The sequence below is a fragment of the Haloferax mediterranei ATCC 33500 genome (assembly GCF_000306765.2).
Lineage (GTDB): Archaea > Halobacteriota > Halobacteria > Halobacteriales > Haloferacaceae > Haloferax > Haloferax mediterranei.
In genome coordinates this window covers 19,394-37,099 of record NC_017942.1, presented here as the reverse complement: position 1 = coordinate 37,099, position 17,706 = coordinate 19,394, and the positions used below count along the sequence as shown (strand labels likewise).

Below are 17,706 nucleotides of genomic sequence, written 5' to 3'. Positions count from 1 at the left end.
CATTGATTGAAATCGCCACTGGAGGGTCTGTTGGTGCATAATTTAATAGTATAACATAAATTTTGTATAATATCATTGGGTTAATTGTGTAGTTATATATCTTCACGCCCGAAGTATACCCAATGGCATTTTTTTGAGCGGCGAGGCCGACGTGAAGGGCAACTACCGATACAAGGTCGAGTCCCAAGTCAGAAGCCGAATTACGAAGCAACTGAAAGCCCGTTGAAATCCTCAGCGAACACTATCCTGAGATGTTTCAGAGCCTTCAGGGACTCATCTGCGAAGAGAGTGAGTAGCGGAGCGCGATAATTTTTTATCGGACGAGGCACAACCTCAGATTGTTCTCATTGGAGGTCACCGGCTCACGCCGGTAACCATCCTTAGAGTACTTCCGTAGTTGCACGTTTACTGGGAGCGAGGTCGCTCCCCCGAGAGACGAGAGACAGCGTGCAAGCTGAGTACGTCACCCTTGTGCGGCGACTTCGTTGTCGTCAGTCCCAACGCCGAGGTCGTACTCGACGTGGATGTCGCTGTACCAGACGACTGGCCGCTTCGACCGGCCGTCCTGCTCAAACTCGACGAGTCCGAGTTCGGCGAGGTCGTTGATAGCGTTCGAGACGTTCTTGATGTCGCGGTCGACGAGACGCGCGAGTTCGCGGAGGCTTTGTGGCTCTTCGCGGGCGGTGGTACGGATGAGTTCGAGGTTCTTCTCGCTCAGGACGCGTGCAAGTGCAGCCTCGTCTGGGAGTGAGACACCGTAGTGGTCATCAGTCAACTCGCCAGCGTCGGCTTTCGCTGCGGCTTCGAGTGCGCGGTCGAAGAACTCGTCGTTCGATTCGACGCGGACAGTGAGTGTGTTTTCGGGCATGGTCGGTTGGTTGTTGTAAATAGCACCCAATTAGTCACCGTCGGGGTGCCATCTACAGATGTTGGTACAGGTTCCAACAGGACAAGTATGTTGGTCTATTCGCCAACAAAGAGCTAGTTAGTACTTGTACATTTCAGGATAAGGATAAGGTATCCTGACGAGTGGTAGTATCTGCGAGTCTAGAACCACGTTCTCGACCGTCTTACTCCCCAATTCGAGACTCGAAGACTGACTCCAGATCGTGTCGAAGCAAACCACAACCATGAATCATATATCGCTATACGCAATCAGAGAACCTGCAAACCCACAGTTTCGGAGGATGGAGGTGTTGCGTGTCTTCTGTGTATATGAAGTGACAGTAAAACAATAACCGTCTGTCGATTCTGCAAAGTCTTCGATATCGGTCTGCACTCTCTTGATTGCAGATAAATGGCCAGGTCAACCACACAGATCGGAACCTGATCGGAAAAGTGATTTCACACGTCCAAAATAAGTTGACCGTTTCCATCAATCGTGGGTGAGCAATCAACTGACCGTCCACCGGTAGTTTGTAGTGTTTGTTCATACTATAATTTTCAGCAACTCTATCAACCGTTTGACGGTCGAACGCCAACTCAAGTGGTTAACTAGACAGTGCCGATTTTTATATAGTTCTAATTGGCTCTAGTGAATTACTAGACGGCAGTTTGTCCGTTAGTTCAAAGGGTCTGAAGCGGAAGGCTATCACTGCCTATGTCGAAGATCTCCTCCAAATTCTAACGACCGAAGTTAAGGCGGTCTAGTGGTTCACCCGAGCTGATACAATTTAGGCAAGGACTATCTCTCAATTGAGGCAGTAGGTAAAGTGGTTGTTTGACCTTACCAAATGTTCATTCCCATACACTACAAATGGATAATATGAAACGGAGGATATTCCTCGGATTATTAAGTGTGAGTATCGCTGGATGCACGGCAACTGGTGCTCCATCTAATGAGGATAGTCCAAATCACCAAATCATGGATACTCAATTTACCCTTGTAGACCCTAAAGAACGTAGCAACCCCGACGAATCAGATGTAGATAACCGATTCCAACACACAGCAAATGTTCAATTCAACACTACGAAGAATCAAATTATTGTCAAGGGCCGATTGAAAAGTGGAAGCAGATCCTGTATGGAGACTGTTCTTGAGTCGGCATCTTATAACGAAAAAAGCGATACCCTCACGGTAGTTGTATCCGATAATCGTGATGAATCAGCAACCATTTGTACCGAAGAAATTTCGATGGTTGCTTATGAATCAACAATTACATTTGATTCATCATTACCTGGTACTGTTGTAGTAAAGCACCAAAGTGAGGATCAAGAAATAGTGTTCACTGATAGCTTTACCCAGTAGTCTTTGTTGAAGTGTATGGTACGATCCCCAACCCAGGTACCAGCTTGTTGATTGTAGGTAGTCCCAGCAATGTATGGATAGCCGTGTGATAGCAGTGACTAGCTATCTGCTCAGAGAGGGACTCAAAGAATTCCCCGGAGTTGGCGGAACAATTCGTCTGTCGTAGGCTTGAATGAATATTCCAAAGAACACCTTGTCATGGATGTGCCCATATTTTGAAATTCCAACAACACTAGTCCTAATAGCGTATGTTGGTGAAACATCTTTAGCAAAACGATGCGTATTTGCATTTATCATTGGTATAATTTTGCGTGTACTCAGTAAGAGGAGATTATAACTACAACACAGAGTTTCACAAGCCAACGGAGCGAACAGACACTACTTATTTACTGTATGTTCCTCACTTGAGTACTCTCGTTCGAGTTCGTCGAGCGCATCCTGGACGTCGTCGGGTGCCATCTCCGCGACCGCGTCGAGTCCGTACTCAATGACGAGTGGCTTCACGTGGCGGTCCTTCAAAATCTGAAAATCACACTCGTAGTTGAGCCGCTGATACTGTTTGTCGAGGCGCTTTTTCATCGGGTCCGGCAGATAGACAGTCACGCCATTCCATTCGCTCTTGACGCTCTCTGCGTCCCATGGATTCTTGACGCGCACTTGCTTCTCTGCGTTCATTGCGCTCTCTGAATTCTCTGCATTCTTGTCATTCGTGTCCTTCTGGTCGTCGGCCTCGCCACCAAACCGGCGGTTCAGTCGACTATCAATTTCGTCGTCACTCATTGTCCACCTCTGCAGCGATTGCGGCGTACACATCGGTCATGTCCGTCTCCTCAGCCTCGGCTCCAAAGATCGAGCAGTGAGAGTTTACCGTCCGCTCGATAGCGGCGCGATGTCTCAGGTTTACGAGTTCTTGTTCCAGGAACTCGAAAAAGTTGGAGGTACGATTGTCCTGGTCCTGGACGAAATCGGGTTAGTCGATGGACTAGACACGTTGTTCTATCAGCTCACGCGATCACGCGGGAAAGGAGGTGAAGTTCTCGCAGCGTAGACGGTCGGTTCGCCATCGGTCGCCTCGCGGGCGGCCCAGATCGACGGTGCCTCGCCCAGTTCGTCGTCGGTGGCTGGTCGGGGCGCGACGACGAGGCCGGGGAGATACCGCGAGGCGAGCGTTTCGCGCCACTCGTGGGGCATCTCGTCGGCCGCGACGGTGAGTTCTGGAACTCCGCTGGCGGCCTGCTCCGCGGCGAGTGCGAGCGAGACGTGTTCGAGCGGACTGCCGCGAATGCGGTTGCCGAACGATTCGAGGACCGCGTCGGCGGCGTCGCCGAATCCGGCGTCCGGGTCGAACTGTTCAAGGTCCAAAAACAGCGACGTGGCGACGCCGAGACTCGACGGTGTGGACTGGTCTGTCGCCTCCTGCGGGCGCGTTACGAGGGCTTCGCCGCTTTCGGGCGTGAAGTAGAGCGTCCCCGCGGTCTCGTCGTAGAACTCGCGGTGGGTCGCCCGCGCGAGGTCCAGCGCGAACGCAAGCGGTTCGACGTCGCCGGTGGCCTGATACAGGTCGAACGCGCCGCGGGCGAGGAAGGCATAATCTTCGAGGTAACCGTCGCTTTGACCTCGCCGTTCATCACGCGCCGGGAGAGCGTTTCTGTCTCCGCGTTCCAGAGGTGGTCGCGTACGAAGTCGAGCGCGCGACGAGCGTCATCGCTCGCAACTACCATCTCGTCTGGCAGATTGGCATCTCGCCGAGTCTGCGGCTCAAGAACTTCCTGCTCGGCCTCATCGGCGTCACCGTTGGCACGGGCGTCTCGTGGGGGCTGGAGGCCACGCCGGACGTCTTCTGGCCGAACCTCATCACGCTCGAAGACGACGCTGTTGTGTCACGAGTTCCTGCAAGACGAGTACCGGACGGGCGAGGACGCCGAACGGCACGAGTAGCGCGCCGACGGCTCAGGAGAAGGCGACGACCGAAACCGCGGTGGCCGCCGACGCCAACGCGAGATAGACGCCGTAGGTGAGCGCCCGACGCCGAAGGGAACGGCGGATCGCGTCGACGCCGCCGTCGGAGAGGAAAAGCGGGGTCTTCTCGGTCCCGCGGATGGTCGGCGTCCCCGCGTCGACGGACAGCTCGCCGTGGACCGTCAGCCGGGTCCCCTCGGGGACGGCCTTCGACAGGAAGTAGTCGTTCTCCAGGTCGATGTCCGGGTCGTCGTCGACGACGCCTCGGAGCCGTTCGAGCGGCAGTTCCGTCGAGTGGTCGGCCAGCTGGACGTACGGCGAATTCCAGAGGTAGACGTGCCACGTCCGGCTCGGGAGGAAGCCGACCGGCCGTACCGCCGCCAGCCGGTCGGCGTCATGGACGTCTCGCAGCCACCCCGGGTCGACCCGGAGCTCCCCGTTCTCGGTCGCGACGGTGAACGATCCGAACTCGACGCCGGAGGCGAACGTCGCTCTCGCCTGTCTCGTCGTCCGGTTCTCGAAGTCGATCACCTTCTGTCCGCTCCGCGGGAACGCGGCCTGCCAGACGTACATCCCGACCGGGGCGGACAATCCGTCGGTTGCGCGGTCGCTCGCGGGGGCCTCCTCGTCGACCGTGACGGCCCCTTCGACCGTCACCCGCTCGCCGTCGACGATGGCGGGCGACCCATTGGGGGTGACGCCGGACAGCGAGCGGTACAGGCGCACGGCGTTCGCCAACCGGTACGCGTAGTACAGACACAGCAGTGTGAGCGCACCACCAACCACGGCGACCGCTACGGAGACCATTGTTTCTGAGTGTCTGTCGGCTAATATTAAGCGTGACGAAGGGCACGGACTCGGAGAGAGTCCGTCGCTCCGTCCCATGGAGACACAGTGCAATCAGAGTATCACTTCGGCCGCGGTGTCGCGTCTCAGAGTTCGGGCGGCGTGACGTTCCCGCTCAAGTTTGCCGAGAACGGCAAGCAGTACGAACACGTGAATCCGGGACACGGGTCCGCGCAGGCTCGGAGCGTCAGCCCGGCGGTGACCTCGACACTGTCGCCGGGTCCGTCCGCGAGCGAGAAGTCGCCACAGATTTCGAAGTCGAGTTCGCGAAGGACCGAGTGCTTGAATCCAAAGGGGAAACAGAGACCGTTCTCGGTCAACCCGTATCCGAGCGAGAAACTGGACAGGGCGATCGACCCCGAGAACGACCCGTATTCGAGATACACGTCGACGGAGAGCGTCGCCGAGACACCGAGACTGTAGTTGCCGTGGATCTTGGCACCGAGGCCGATACCGACCGTCAGATCCTTGCCGCCGACCTTCTGGGTACCGACGTCCTCTTGCAGATACAGGTCTTCGAGCGCTCCGCCGACTGCTGCGGTGCCGACGGTTCCAGACTCCTGGAACACCGGCTCGAATCCCGGCGGGGCAGTGCGCGCGAGATACTCGTCGTAGCTTTCGACGGCGTACGGCTTGTCACCAGGGACCGTTGCGGTCTGATACTCGCCGACGAGGATCTCGAAGTCTTCGGGAAGGTCGCTCACCTGAGACTGCATCGCGAGCCCGTCGCCGGAGGCCTGCGGGCCCGCTTCCATCGTCGCGAACATCTTTTCGAGCTCCGCTTCGGTCAACTGCTCTCCGTCTCCCTTTCCTGCTGCCGCTGCCGACGCGGGTATTCCGACCAACGCGCCGCCGAGAGCACCGGAGGTAGCGAGTAACTTACGCCGCGAGATATCTTTTTTGTCAGACATCAAAACAAAAATAATACACTAGTTATAAAAATATTGTTATTTCATAATAGTATGAACTTCGAGCGTGAATGAGAATGATTCACTATAGTAGCGTTTGCAACTGGTTACACATCCGACCGCATGACAGCGGTCGACCGAGTGTGCACTGACTTGCAAACGCTACTATAGCTACTGGTAACCGAATCAGGAACGGTGTAGTTTTGTAACCGACAGCGTTTTTACACAAAGCAGTTACCTTGTCGTGGAGGTTCTACCTCCGGAAGTCGGGCGTTGACGTCTTCTGTGCTATAAGATGACGCTTCCGACTTTTCCCTGTGTAACACCCCTTAGCCTGCTCTGTAGGTGGTCGTGAAAAGAAGACAGATCTATTCGTCGAGGCCGCGTGCTTCGAGGATCAACCGAACAAGCTCATCTGGGTTCTCCGCCGCAAGACGGACCATCGCGTCATGGGCCTCTCGCCCTTCGAGATCACGAATATCGTACCGCTGTCGAAGTATTCTCTCAACGTCAAAATCCAGAGTGTCTTCAAACTCATCCCACGGCTCATTCCGCGCGTAGATACTCCATCGAAGACCGTTATCGAAGGGGAACGCTAGCCCTCCCTCTGGTTTTGGTTCCCATGGTAATAACCACTGTGCGAACCATATCTAATCTGTAAATGTGAGTGGGTAGAACGTATCCGTCGGCCAACTGCACTCAATGGAAAGATTTCTCTCATCAAAATTGGAAGGAAGTTGTGAAAGTAGCAACCCTGACGCGATGCGCGACACCGCTAATTCGCTCCGCGACTACGTTGAGAGCAGCGAATCGGGCGAGCCGGATAAGAGCGAAGTGCTGCGGTTGCTCCTGCGTGCTGGCCTCCGCGCCGGTGCCTCTGACGCCCACGACGCGCTCCGAGAAGCAATCACCAACCGAGTCGAGGTCTGATATCCCATTTTATTGCTCTGTTGAAACCCTCGTCAGTTGACAGGAATGGTGTGGTGAATATAGAGCATAAGTTGTTGTGAAAGATACGTCCTTCTACGACACGCCAAGTAGGTCTCGGAATTGGCTCTGCAACTCATCCCTCAATTCAGGGACTTCAGCCTCTGTAAGAGATTCCCAGTTCGATTGCCACTTCTCTATCCGTTCATCTGACTCAGAGAGCGACTTCTCGGCGTCGTGAATCTTCGCAACAGAAAAGTCATGGAACATATCACGATACTCGCCCAGAAGCTCATCCATAGTCTCGCAGACATAGGACGAAAAGTAGATTTTATTCTTCAAATAGAACCTCCGAAGCTCCTCCCCAGACTCGGCCGCAATCTCAATTTTCTCCTCTCTGGATGTCTCGCCCCGTGACAGCATTGGGTCTACGAGCGCCCGCATATCTTGGTCGAACTCGGCTAGTTTTACGTAGAACTCTCCGATGACCTCCGCTCGCTTCTGGTGCAAGTCGGTGAACTTCACCGCCTCTTTGTCAAGTTCTGTCTGGTACGATTGCAGTTGCTTGTCGAAGTACTGCTTTATCGTGAGCCTCGCAACGTACGCAAGTAGCCCCGCGCCGATAGCGAAAACCCCGAAGTCTCGCAAAAGATTGAGAGCCGCTGTTTGTACGGGAACTACCATGGAGTGTATCCTACTCTGGAGCCAAACACTGAATATCCTGTGAATTCAACACAAAATAACCTTCACGAGGGATTTACTTGGGCCCATTAACAGCTACGGTCTCTTCATCTGTAATAAGTCCAGATACACTGTCGCCAAACGACTTACTCGAATGGGACACCATTGAGGCCACATTCTCGAATGTGAATTCACGGGTGTCCTCGGCAAACATCTATGGAGATGTAGAAAGGAGCGAGTTCTGGAAACGGCACCAAGATAGTCTTGAGTCCTTCTTAGTTAAGTCACCCAATGGTGACCTAGTGCGGTTTAAGGTGCTGGGCGACTCTGTATCCGTTCGTCGCTACGACGACAATCCAACAGACCACTCTTCAGAAGACGTACCTGAACTAGGGGTCAACCACTATCTGGGCGTGTGTGTGATGGTGTCCTTCCAAGCCGTAGACGAGTATATAGAACGGAATGGATTACGTCCAGTCGTCGACGAGGTCAAACGCCGCCGATGGGTAATCATGATGGGTTTGGCCCTCTTCGCCGCTCTTCACTAATCGGCTAGTCTCTGAGAAGCGCAGGGAGATCTTGGGGCCTGTGTTCAACGGTTGATGGCGATGGGTGTTACTGAAATCGACGGGTAGGACACTTTCATTCCCATCCCGGAGGCAAATCCATCCACGAGGTGGTGGAGCATTCCAATTTGACTCGTCCCGAGGTCGTCCATCTCTCCGATGTCGGTCGAGTCCTATTTCGATTCCAAGTTGTCGCTGAGGTCTTCCAGGTGAGGAAGGAGGTCTCGCACATCAACCGTGACGCACGTTTCCACAGAGAGATTTCCGACGTAGATATATAGGTCAACCTGAACATCCGGTACTGTCTAGTTAAGCCAGTTTGAGAAGCGAACAGGTCATTGAGTGAATTGGTCATGACGCTCGCAGACCTGCTCAGCGAGTGCTTTGCGACGATTTAGAAGAGCCTTTGGGGCGTGAGCGGACGGCAACGTTCACGAGAGCAGAGCTCTCGTGCAGCCTATCAGAACGCAGAGCGTTCTGAGGACGCCCGTCAGGGCGTTCGCCGTCCAGTTCCACGCGACCGGTTGTTCACTCAGAGAGACAAAAGAAATTCTTCGAATACTCGGCGTTGAACGCCCTCATCAAGCTGTTTGGCACTGAGTACATCGGCTGGCTGACAGCAGTCACAACCCGCCTGAGGCGAAGCCGAAGCGGGTTGCGGTCGATGAGACCGCTGTCAAAATCAATGGCGAATGGTCTTGGTTATACGCCGCAATAGACACCGAGACAAAGTTGCTTCTTGACGTCGAATTGTTTGGACGGCATGGTACCGATCCGGCTGCTGCGTTTCTCTATCGACTCTCGGAGAAACACGACCACTCAGACGCTGTGTTTCTCGTTGATGGCTACGGCTATCAGACTGGCCTCTCTCGATTAGGATTGAGCGGTCGGCTTGACTACGTCGAACGAAACCTCATCGAGAAATAGTTTCACACCCACAAAATACGAGTCGAGCGCTTGATGTGGTCTCGAACTCTTCGATCTAGGCCAGTTCCTCCTCCAATTCCATCTTCATCTCCATCCAAGATTCCCGGTCCCGCCAATAACTCCGGAGTTCCTCACAGTGTTCCCTATATAGTTCTTTTAGTCGTTCACGGACCCTGGCTTCCTTCTCTTTGTCGGGAGACCGTGCCGCACTATCCAGCGTTGACTTCTGCTCACGTATCTCCTTATTCAGTTCAGAAATCATGTCGTTGTAGATGCTCTCTCGATGGTCGAGAATATTCTCAACAGTATTCTTCTTGTCTTGAACCCCCTCTTTGTGGCTTTCCTCTGGCTCCGCCACCTCGCCAAGCAGGACTCTTCGAACGCTCACAAGGACAACTTCCGGAGAATAGTCATGATTTAAGAAGTTGGTTCTACTCTATTCGAACATGTGGTGTGCTACCATCCGGATTAAGCACTCAGATGGATGGTTTCAATCGCTGGGTGAAGCGTATCGTGCTCACGATGAAGTGGTCCCAGTCTCGATCCACTCCGCGAAACTCCTCCACGACGGAACGGCCGTCCTGCTGTACGAGTTCAAAGGTGACGCCGATGCGGTTCGGGCGATCCTGTCGGCAAACGAGACCGCGACCGACTACGAGGTGACGGAGATCGACGGGTCCGTTTCCGCGTACATCCACTTCGAGCCGTCGACCGACACCAGACAGTTGCTCCAGCTTCCGGAGGAGTACGGCTACGTCCTCGATACTCCGATACTGCTGCACGAGGACGGTGGACTAGAGGTCACGATCATCGGCCCCCAGGGGAACATCAGTGAGGCTTTCAAGCAGATACCCGATTCCATCCACACGACGGTCGGTCGGGTGGGAAGCTACGACCCGGACAGGGAGAACAGCTTCAGCAAGCTGAGCGACCGCCAGCGGGAGGTTCTCCGGAAGGCCTACGAACTCGGGTACTACCGGCGGCCTCGGGAGACCACACTCGACGATATCGCGGCGCAACTCGAGTGTAGTCAGGCGAACGTTCAGGAGATTATTCAGCGGATCGAGAACCATCTGGTTTCGGAACTGTTCACGGCTTCCGGGGATACGGAGACTGATACCTCGCCCACCAAGTCGATCTGGAAATGACCCGTCGGGCCGCGCCAGCGCCGACTCCTCTCCGAACCCCGTCTGGGCAAGCACCGGACGTGGGGCCGTCTCGAACCGTTGCCCTAAGACTATCTTACAGCTGTCCCGACGTTCGCCACCCCGAGGTGGCGACTCGTGCGAATCAGCGAGAGCCGGCACTCTGGCGAGACGCTGGCAGCCCGCGCCGAGGAGTTGATCGACGAGGGCGACAAGCGCATCGCGTGTCATCTCGCGGACTACGCGCTTGAGGCCGACCCCGAGAACGAGGCTGTCCAGAGCACCGTCGCGAACGTCTACGAGCAGCGGGCCAGCTCAGTCAGCGACCTGATGTCGGCCAACATCTTCTCGTCGGCAACCGTGTACGCCAACGAGAGGTCGCCCTTCCGCTGACGGACCGGCGACGACCCGCCGGTTCGATGCGGAGCGGAGACGGCAGCGGTGGCGGCAGTCGAACCGGCGACCCATCCGTCCAAACGCGTGGTCAACTGACTCCGCTCCCCGCCACGAGGGAACCGCTCCGGGAGGGTGGTCGGGGCCGGGCGGGCGTGTCGCACCGTCCATCCGTTCCCCGGCCGTCTCCGCCAGTCCGGGTGCGGTTTATATATCACCCCATCATGCCAAGCGGAAGATGCTATTATCTCACACACTCAGAGCAGGTGTATGTCTCAGAAATCGGAGAACGCGGTCGGTATCTTCGACATCGACAACTTCGAGATCGGGGTGGACGTCACGGAGGTAGTCGCGGACACCTATCAGTGTACGTCGTTCTCGAACGCGACGGCGTTCGACACGGCCGAAGGACTGGTGTTGATCGATACTGGATACGCCCCGCTCTCCCAGCAGATGGCGGCGGCACTCAGAGAACACACCGATTCGCCCGTCCACACGGCCATCTACACGCACGGCCACATCGATCACGCCTTCGGTCTCGACGAGTTCCTCGTCGAAGGCCAAGATCAGCCGAACGTGATCGCCCACGAGGCGATGGCAGACCGATTCGACCGGTACGCGCTGACGAAGGAGTACAACGAGACCATCAACGGCCGGCAGTTCTCCGCCGATCCGGAAGCCGTCGAGTATCACAGTCTCTGGGAGGACGACGTGTTCGGCTGGCCGGACCATCCGCCGACGACGACGTACGACGACGACCTCACGATCACGGTCGGCGACACCATCTTCGAGCTCCACCACAGCCGCGGCGAGACCGACGACCACACGTGGGTGTTCTGTCCCGACCGCGAGGTACTGTGCTCCGGCGACCTCGTCACCGCCTCCGCGCCCAACGCGGGGAACCCCCAGAAGGTCCAGCGCTACCCCTGGGAGTGGGTCGACGCCCTCCGCGAGATGGCCGCCCTCGACGCCCGGACTCTCCTCTCGGGACACGGCAGGCCGATCGTCGACGACCCCGAGGAGATCGAACACCGGCTGCTTCGCTACGCCGAGTACCTCGACACTATCGTCGAACGGACTATCGAGGCGCTCAACGACGGCGCGCCTCCCCACGTCGACATCGTCCGCGAGATCGACCTGCCAGACCCCGACGAATCCTGGCTCCAGTCGGAGTACGACAGCGGTGAGTTCATCGCGCGGAACGTCATCCGCTACTACGGCGGCTGGTGGACCGGACGCCCCAGCGAACTCAAGCCCGCGAGCCGGTCGGCCGTCGCCGAAGAGATCGCCGACCTCGCGGGCGACGCCAAGACGCTCGCCGAACGGGCGGAAGAACTGATGGACGCGGGTGACAAACGCCTCGCCTGTCACCTCGCGGACTACGCGCTCGAGGCCGACCCCGACAACGAAACGGTCCACGCGGTCGTAGCGGACATCTACGATGAACGGGCCGCGTCGTCCGAGGACATGATGTCGGCCAACATCTTCGCGTCCATGGTGAAGTACGCGAACGAAGGTCGCACGTTCCGCTGATCGCGACCCGGATACGCGACGGTCACGAACGACGATCTCACGACGTCCCGGACTCTTTTCGACCCGTTTCGATTGCTGATTCAGGAGCGTGCTCCCCCGAGAAATGCGTTCTCGCCCGCACGAACGTCCCGGCGACGGACACGGAGACTGGGACGACCCCTCGCGCTCGAACGCCGTCAGAAAGAAGGAAGGTATCCGAACGCTCGCTCCGCGTCAGTCGGTGCTGGGGACCGCGCCGCCCGACGGGTCAGCCTGCCCACGCCCGTCGAGGTGGAGACGCGTGAAGAGCAGGAGCCCGATCAGACTGGGGACGGCGACGACGAACACCGACACTTCGAGACCGTACCTCGCGAGCGTTTGCGCGCCGACGATGCTCCCGACGACGGACCCTACCTGTCCGAGGGAGAGCAGAATCCCCGACATCGTCCCGACGTGGTTGGGGTCGATGTCCGCGAGTTCGCCGGGGAGGATGTAGAACATCGCGGCCAGCCCCCCGCCGAAGAACCCGGAGACGAGTAACCCGATCAGGAACACGGGAAGTAAGGGAGCGAACGCGAGGATGATGATGCCGAACGATAGCCCCAGGATGCCCAGAACGAGTCCCAGACGACGGGTGTAGCGGTCGGACAGCGGCGGGAGGAAGAGCGCGCCCATCGTCGAGGCGAACGGCGAGGTGCCGAGCATGTACTCGGGAACTGTGTACGCCTGCGCGTCGGCCCACTCGGGGAGCACGGCGAGCGACCCCAGCACGGACCAGTACGCGAGCCCGATCAGCGCGAGAGCATAGGGCGTCGACGGCGATCGGAGCACCGATGAAACCGATTCACGGAACGGGACGCCCTCGCCGGACCTGAGCGGCATGCCGGTTTCGACGTTCGTCGGTCGTTCCTCCTCGCGAGGCGAGCGGACGAACACGAGCCAGAGGACGCCAGCCGCGACGGTAATCCCACCGTACAGCAGGAACACGCGCTGCCAGCTCCCCACGGCGGTCAGCACGATCCCTCCGGACAGCGCGAACGCCACCCCAATACCGAGGGTGTTGCCGGCCATGAGCACTCCCTGCCCGAGCCCCAACTGATCGGAGGGGAACCACTCTGTGACGACCTTAATCAGGTTCGGGTTGACAATCCCCATCCCGACGGTCGCCACGATACTGACCGCGATCTGACCGGTGAGGGTCGGCACGGCGAACCTGATCGCCGTCGCGACCCCAGCCAACACGGCACCCAAGCCGACGACGTACCGAATCGGGTATTTATCACCCAGTGCGCCGCCCGGCAACTGCGTGAACACCAGTCCGAACGCGATGGCCGCCAAGACGACCGCGACATCCGCCCAAGGTACCCCGAGGTCCGTCGCCATCGCCTTCTTTAACGGCGATACAGCCTGCCAGATGAGCGAGATGCTGGTCAGGTGAACGAGGAATGCGACGAGGAGTACGACCCACCGGTAGCGGACGCCACCCATCGAGTAGTTAGCATTTGACATGGGACGATAGGGGACAGAGAGTACCGTATATGTGTTCCTTTGTATACCAACCCCCGTTTAATACGTCTCGACAGATCCGTCGGTTGCCAGTTGGTACTCCCGAGGACGATGGACCCGCGAACTCGTCGAGGACAGTCCCTTCGGAGCACTCCTTGCGCCCCGCCAGTTCCCGACGCTGACCTCCCAAACCCGACGTACCACCATAAACGACCACTTATACCAAGCGAATATTGTAACCGTCTCCATCCTGCCTGAACAGTCAATGCCGCGACGAGCAGTCGCCGTCACGGCGGGTCGGCTCGGACCACGGGCTACGCCGGGTTCCGGGAACGTCTCCGAGGTGGCGACCGGATCAATCTGAATCACGACACAACCAATCTGAATTACGATACAGTGTGACCAATGCAAGACACGTACTTCAACGATACATTCGACATCGACGACGCTGTGCTCGAACGACACAGAACGGCCGTGGAGTCCTCGCTCGAACGCGACGAGTACGGGCTCCTGATCGGGAGTAAGTGGGTCGACTCCGAGGGCGGCGAGGAGGGCGTCGCTATCGACCCAACCACTGGCGAGTCGCTCGCGACCTTCCAGGTCGGAACCGCCGCGGACGTCGACCGCGCCGTCGAGGCGGCGCGCAACGCCTACGAGGGGAACTGGGGTCAGCTCTCGCCCAGACAGCGCGGCGAGAAGCTCGAGGAGATCGCCGACAGGCTTGCAGAGCGAAAGACGGAACTCGCGAAGATCGAGACGCTCGAGGCCGGGAAACCGAACCTGCACTCGCGGTTCGTCGACATCGAGATCCTCGTCGAGCAGTTCCGCCACTTCGCCGCGGTCGCCCGCACGGCGGACACGGGGCGCGTCGTTCCCACCGACGACGAGAAACACGTCGTGACGAAGCGGGAACCGTACGGCGTCGTGGGGGCCATCTCGGCGTGGAACTTCCCCGCGATGTTCGTCGCCTGGAAGCTGGGCCCGGCGCTGGCGGCGGGCAACGCGGTCGTGTTCAAGCCGTCGTCGAAGGCGGTGCTCGCGACACTGGAGATCGCCGACGTCTGTGACACCGTCCTCCCGACGGGGACGGTCAACGTCGTGACCGGCGCCGGCAGCGTCGTCGGAAACGCCATCTCCCAGCACGACGGCATCGACAAGGTCACGCTCACCGGGTCGAAGGCCGCGGGGACCGCAACGCTGGAGGGCGCTGCGGACACTATCACCCCAGTGTCGCTCGAACTCGGCGGCAAGAGTCCGAACATCGTCTTCCCCGACACCGACCTCGAACAGGCGCTCGAGGGGACCATCGTGAGCATCTTCTTCAACTCCGGCCAACAGTGTACCGCCGGCTCGCGGCTGTTCCTCCACGAGGACATCAAAGACGAGTTCCTCGACATGCTGCGCGAACGGATCGACGAGTTGACCGTCGGGGATCCGCTGTCGCCACAGACCGACATCGGCCCGATGATCGACCACGACCACGCCGAACAAGTGACGGGGTACATCTCCCGAGCCATCGAGGACGGCGCGAGGCCCCTCGTCGGCGACGACGTCGACGAGGTCGACGCAGGCGGCGAGGCGAGCGACACGGCGGGCGCGCCCTTCGTGCAGCCTACCGTCCTCACCGGCGTCGACGACTCCGCGGAGGTCGCATGCGACGAGGTGTTCGGGCCGGTTCTGTCCGTCTTCGAGTGGAGCGAGCGCGACGAGGTCATCGAACGCGCGAACGACACGCGCTTCGGCCTCGCTGCGGGCGTCTGGACCCAGGACCTCGAAACCGCCCACGACGTCGCTGACGAACTCAAGGCCGGCACCGTCTGGGTGAACACGTACGACGACATGCTCGACCCGGCACCCCATGGCGGCTACAAGGAAAGCGGGATGGGTCGGGAACTCTCTGAGGAGGCGCTGGACGACTACTCCCGAACCAAATCGGTGAAAATGAACTTCGGAGAGGTACTGAAAATCGGGTGACTAACCACGTATTTGTACGTGATTGCGGAAGTAATCTCGGCAATAGATGATAGAATATCCAAAAATATAAGATATATTAAGTAATTTTTTATATGTGGTGGTCATTGTCACACCCATGGACGCTGTAGTGTTCCAAGGCGTGGGTGAACCGCTCGAACTCAAGTCAGTCGACCGACCGGATTGCGGGGCGAACGAGGCCGTCATCGAGACGGAGGCGTGCGGGATCTGCCGAAGCGACTGGCACGCCTGGCAGGGCGACTGGGACTGGCTCGGCATCATTCCGCGGTCGGGGCTGATCTTCGGACACGAGCCGGTCGGCCGGGTCGTCGAGGTAGGCGAGAACGTCACTCGGTTCAGCGAGGGTGACCGGGTGACGACCCCGTTCAATCTGAGCGACGGCACCTGCCCGCACTGTCGGGCCGGTCGGGCGAACATCTGTGAATCCTCGGTCCCGATGGGGTTCGTCCAGTTCCAGAAGGGCGCCTTCGCGGAGGAGTTCTCGGTCCGAAACGCCGACCAGAACCTCGTCGAGGTTCCCGAGAACGTCCCCGCCCACGAGATCGCGGGGCTAGGCTGTCGGTTCGCGACCGCCTTTCATGGCGTCAGTCAGCGCGTTGATGTCAGTGCGGGCGACTGGGTTGCGGTACACGGCTGTGGCGGCGTCGGCCTCTCCGCGGTCCACACCGCGACCGCGCTCGGAGGCAACGTCATCGCGATCGACATCGTCGAGGAGAAACTGGAGTTCGCACGGGACCTCGGCGCCGTCGAGACGATCGACTCTACGGAAGTCGACGACGTCCCGCAGGCGGTGAAGTCGTTCACCGACGGAAGCCGTGGCGTCGAGGTCTCCGTCGAGGCGCTCGGCATCTCACAGACTATCAAAGACTCCGTAAACTGTCTCATCCCCGGCGGACAGCACCTCCAGGTCGGGTTGACCACCTCCGAGGAGGGCGGCGAGGTCTCGCTACCGATCGACTTCATGGTGCAAAACGAGCGCGAGTTCTACGGCACCTACGGGATGCCGCCCCACGAGTACGACGACATCTTCCAGATGATGTCGAGCGGGAAGATCAACCCGGGAAAGATCGTCTCAGAGACTTGTTCTCTGGGAGATATTCCGAGCGTGATGGAGCGGCTGGGCGAGTACGACACGATGGGAATCCCCGTCTGCACCGAGTTCTAACGTCCGTCACCACTGCGGTTTCGCGACCGCACCCCGTTCGGCGACCCGGTACCGTCCGAGCCGTCGGGGTCGGCCAAGTCACCGCGCCGTTGGCGAGCGTATAAAAACACCCAGGTATAACAGGAATAATCGATACAGTCTGCCTTAGGAAGTAGAGGGTATGACAGTACGACTACCGAGCGAGCCGGAAGCATACATCAAGGAGTACAAACGGAAGCTCAACGCCTCCGAGGAGTACTCGGATACCGGTGAGGGGTGGGGAGTCGGATTCAACGGCGACTTCCTCTACGAGATTCAACCGGACGGGACCTACGAGGGCGATCCAATCCACTTCTTCGTAGGCCTTGAGGACGGAGACTGTACCGAGTCATACGTCGTGGGCGACCCCGACAAGGAGGACTGGGGATTCGCGTACCGTGGCGGCTACGAGGACTGGAAGCTCCTCATGCAGGGCGAAATCGACCCGGTCGAGGGAATGATGGATGGAACGTTCGATCTCGACGGAGACATGCAGAAGGTGATGCAGTACAGTCAGGCCGCAGTCGTGATGACGGAATGTGCGGGCGACGTCGACGTCGAGTTCGACTACTGATACTGTCGGCTGTTAATTCTTTAAATAGGAGGTTGCAGTAGACGGCGTGTAAAGACAGTGAAACAACCGATTCGGAGGTGGTCTTCACGTACTTACAGCCGACAGCACGAACTCTTACGGCCCCCGTTTCTTCCCGGTGACGACCGCACGAATCGTCCTTGAAGATACCCAGCACGGCGGCGACGAATATATCCACGAAGTATGCCTCCGCGTGCGACACCACCATTCTACCATCGTTAAGAACCACATTATTCTACCTATTGATGTTAGTTTAGAATCCTGATTAGGTAATAATTGGTTATAACAGGGGGAAGCCTTTAGAGGGATAACTACGATGTC

General features: G+C 58.1%; 16 protein-coding genes and 3 pseudogenes. 10 read left to right on the top strand and 9 right to left on the bottom strand.

What is annotated here, in order from left to right; translation table 11 throughout:
- Positions 1 to 463 precede the first annotated feature (463 nt).
- Positions 464 to 868, bottom strand: coding sequence for an HVO_A0114 family putative DNA-binding protein (locus HFX_RS15050; RefSeq protein WP_004060521.1), 405 nt, complete (start codon positions 866 to 868; stop codon positions 464 to 466).
- A 930-nt stretch (positions 869 to 1,798) separates the two neighbouring features.
- Between HFX_RS15050 and HFX_RS19220 the strand changes: the two genes are divergently transcribed.
- Positions 1,799 to 2,248, top strand: a complete 450-nt coding sequence (locus HFX_RS19220) for a hypothetical protein (protein WP_231512940.1) — start codon at positions 1,799 to 1,801, stop codon at positions 2,246 to 2,248.
- A gap of 378 nt (positions 2,249 to 2,626) precedes the next feature.
- Here the strand turns inward: HFX_RS19220 and HFX_RS15045 are convergent, their stop codons facing one another.
- Together HFX_RS15045 and HFX_RS15040 are read right to left on the bottom strand one after the other, a co-directional pair.
- Positions 2,627 to 3,028: a hypothetical protein gene (locus HFX_RS15045; RefSeq protein WP_004060523.1), complete on the bottom strand. Its 402-nt coding sequence runs from the start codon at positions 3,026 to 3,028 to the stop codon at positions 2,627 to 2,629.
- A gap of 247 nt (positions 3,029 to 3,275) precedes the next feature.
- Positions 3,276 to 3,951, bottom strand: a pseudogene (locus tag HFX_RS15040) (thioredoxin domain-containing protein); the annotation flags it as partial.
- On the opposite strand from HFX_RS15040, the pseudogene HFX_RS19215 reads away from it, so the two are divergent.
- Positions 3,874 to 4,165 (top strand): annotated as a pseudogene (locus HFX_RS19215) (acyltransferase); the annotation flags it as partial. The pseudogenes HFX_RS15040 and HFX_RS19215 overlap by 78 nt on opposite strands.
- 33 nt (positions 4,166 to 4,198) lie before the next feature.
- Here the strand turns inward: HFX_RS19215 and HFX_RS15035 are convergent.
- Together HFX_RS15035 and HFX_RS15030 are read right to left on the bottom strand one after the other, a co-directional pair.
- On the bottom strand, positions 4,199 to 5,014 hold the full coding sequence (locus tag HFX_RS15035) for a hypothetical protein (protein WP_004060527.1): 816 nt from the start codon (positions 5,012 to 5,014) through the stop codon (positions 4,199 to 4,201).
- 125 nt (positions 5,015 to 5,139) lie between these two features.
- The gene (locus HFX_RS15030; protein ID WP_004060528.1) at positions 5,140 to 5,964 is read right to left on the bottom strand and encodes a hypothetical protein; all 825 of its coding nucleotides are present in this window, start codon (positions 5,962 to 5,964) and stop codon (positions 5,140 to 5,142) included.
- 759 nt (positions 5,965 to 6,723) lie between these two features.
- Here HFX_RS15030 and HFX_RS20115 point away from each other — a divergent pair.
- Positions 6,724 to 6,891, top strand: coding sequence for a hypothetical protein (locus HFX_RS20115; RefSeq protein ID WP_004060529.1), 168 nt, complete (start codon positions 6,724 to 6,726; stop codon positions 6,889 to 6,891).
- Between the two features lie 93 nt (positions 6,892 to 6,984).
- Here the strand turns inward: HFX_RS20115 and HFX_RS15025 are convergent, their stop codons facing one another.
- Positions 6,985 to 7,572 carry a hypothetical protein gene (locus HFX_RS15025; protein WP_004060530.1) on the bottom strand — a complete coding sequence of 196 codons (588 nt, stop codon included), beginning with the start codon at positions 7,570 to 7,572 and terminating at the stop codon, positions 6,985 to 6,987.
- 589 nt (positions 7,573 to 8,161) lie between these two features.
- Positions 8,162 to 8,287: a hypothetical protein gene (locus HFX_RS20520; protein ID WP_004060532.1), complete on the bottom strand. Its 126-nt coding sequence runs from the start codon at positions 8,285 to 8,287 to the stop codon at positions 8,162 to 8,164.
- Between the two features lie 201 nt (positions 8,288 to 8,488).
- Between HFX_RS20520 and HFX_RS19210 the strand changes: the two are divergent.
- Positions 8,489 to 9,059 (top strand): annotated as a pseudogene (locus tag HFX_RS19210) (IS6 family transposase); the annotation flags it as partial.
- Positions 9,060 to 9,117: 58 nt separating this feature from the next.
- Here the strand turns inward: HFX_RS19210 and HFX_RS19750 are convergent.
- The gene (locus HFX_RS19750) at positions 9,118 to 9,450 is read right to left on the bottom strand and encodes a hypothetical protein (protein ID WP_014732606.1); all 333 of its coding nucleotides are present in this window, start codon (positions 9,448 to 9,450) and stop codon (positions 9,118 to 9,120) included.
- Positions 9,451 to 9,508: 58 nt separating this feature from the next.
- Here HFX_RS19750 and HFX_RS15005 point away from each other — a divergent pair, with 58 nt between their 5' ends.
- The 3 genes from HFX_RS15005 (at position 9,509) to HFX_RS14995 (ending at position 12,133) form a co-directional block, all read left to right on the top strand.
- Complete coding sequence (locus tag HFX_RS15005) at positions 9,509 to 10,210, top strand: helix-turn-helix domain-containing protein (RefSeq protein WP_081603736.1); 702 nt, start codon at positions 9,509 to 9,511, stop codon at positions 10,208 to 10,210.
- 135 nt (positions 10,211 to 10,345) lie between these two features.
- A complete protein-coding gene (locus tag HFX_RS15000) occupies positions 10,346 to 10,600 on the top strand; it encodes an alkyl sulfatase dimerization domain-containing protein (protein WP_004060536.1) in 255 nt (84 codons plus the stop codon).
- A gap of 270 nt (positions 10,601 to 10,870) precedes the next feature.
- Positions 10,871 to 12,133 carry an alkyl sulfatase dimerization domain-containing protein gene (locus HFX_RS14995; protein ID WP_004060537.1) on the top strand — a complete coding sequence of 421 codons (1,263 nt, stop codon included), beginning with the start codon at positions 10,871 to 10,873 and terminating at the stop codon, positions 12,131 to 12,133.
- A 213-nt stretch (positions 12,134 to 12,346) separates the two neighbouring features.
- Here the strand turns inward: HFX_RS14995 and HFX_RS14990 are convergent, their stop codons facing one another.
- Entirely contained in the window at positions 12,347 to 13,621 is a 1,275-nt protein-coding gene (locus HFX_RS14990) for an MFS transporter (RefSeq protein ID WP_231512941.1), read from the bottom strand.
- 402 nt (positions 13,622 to 14,023) lie between these two features.
- On the opposite strand from HFX_RS14990, the gene HFX_RS14985 reads away from it, so the two are divergent.
- From HFX_RS14985 to HFX_RS14975, 3 genes are all read left to right on the top strand, one after another.
- Positions 14,024 to 15,592 (top strand): aldehyde dehydrogenase family protein, encoded by a 1,569-nt coding sequence (locus tag HFX_RS14985; RefSeq protein WP_004060539.1) that lies wholly within the window; start codon positions 14,024 to 14,026, stop codon positions 15,590 to 15,592.
- A 115-nt stretch (positions 15,593 to 15,707) separates the two neighbouring features.
- A complete protein-coding gene (locus HFX_RS14980) occupies positions 15,708 to 16,775 on the top strand; it encodes a zinc-dependent alcohol dehydrogenase family protein (RefSeq protein WP_004060540.1) in 1,068 nt (355 codons plus the stop codon).
- Positions 16,776 to 16,935: 160 nt separating this feature from the next.
- The gene (locus tag HFX_RS14975; protein ID WP_004060541.1) at positions 16,936 to 17,367 is read left to right on the top strand and encodes an SCP2 sterol-binding domain-containing protein; all 432 of its coding nucleotides are present in this window, start codon (positions 16,936 to 16,938) and stop codon (positions 17,365 to 17,367) included.
- Positions 17,368 to 17,706: the final 339 nt, after the last annotated feature.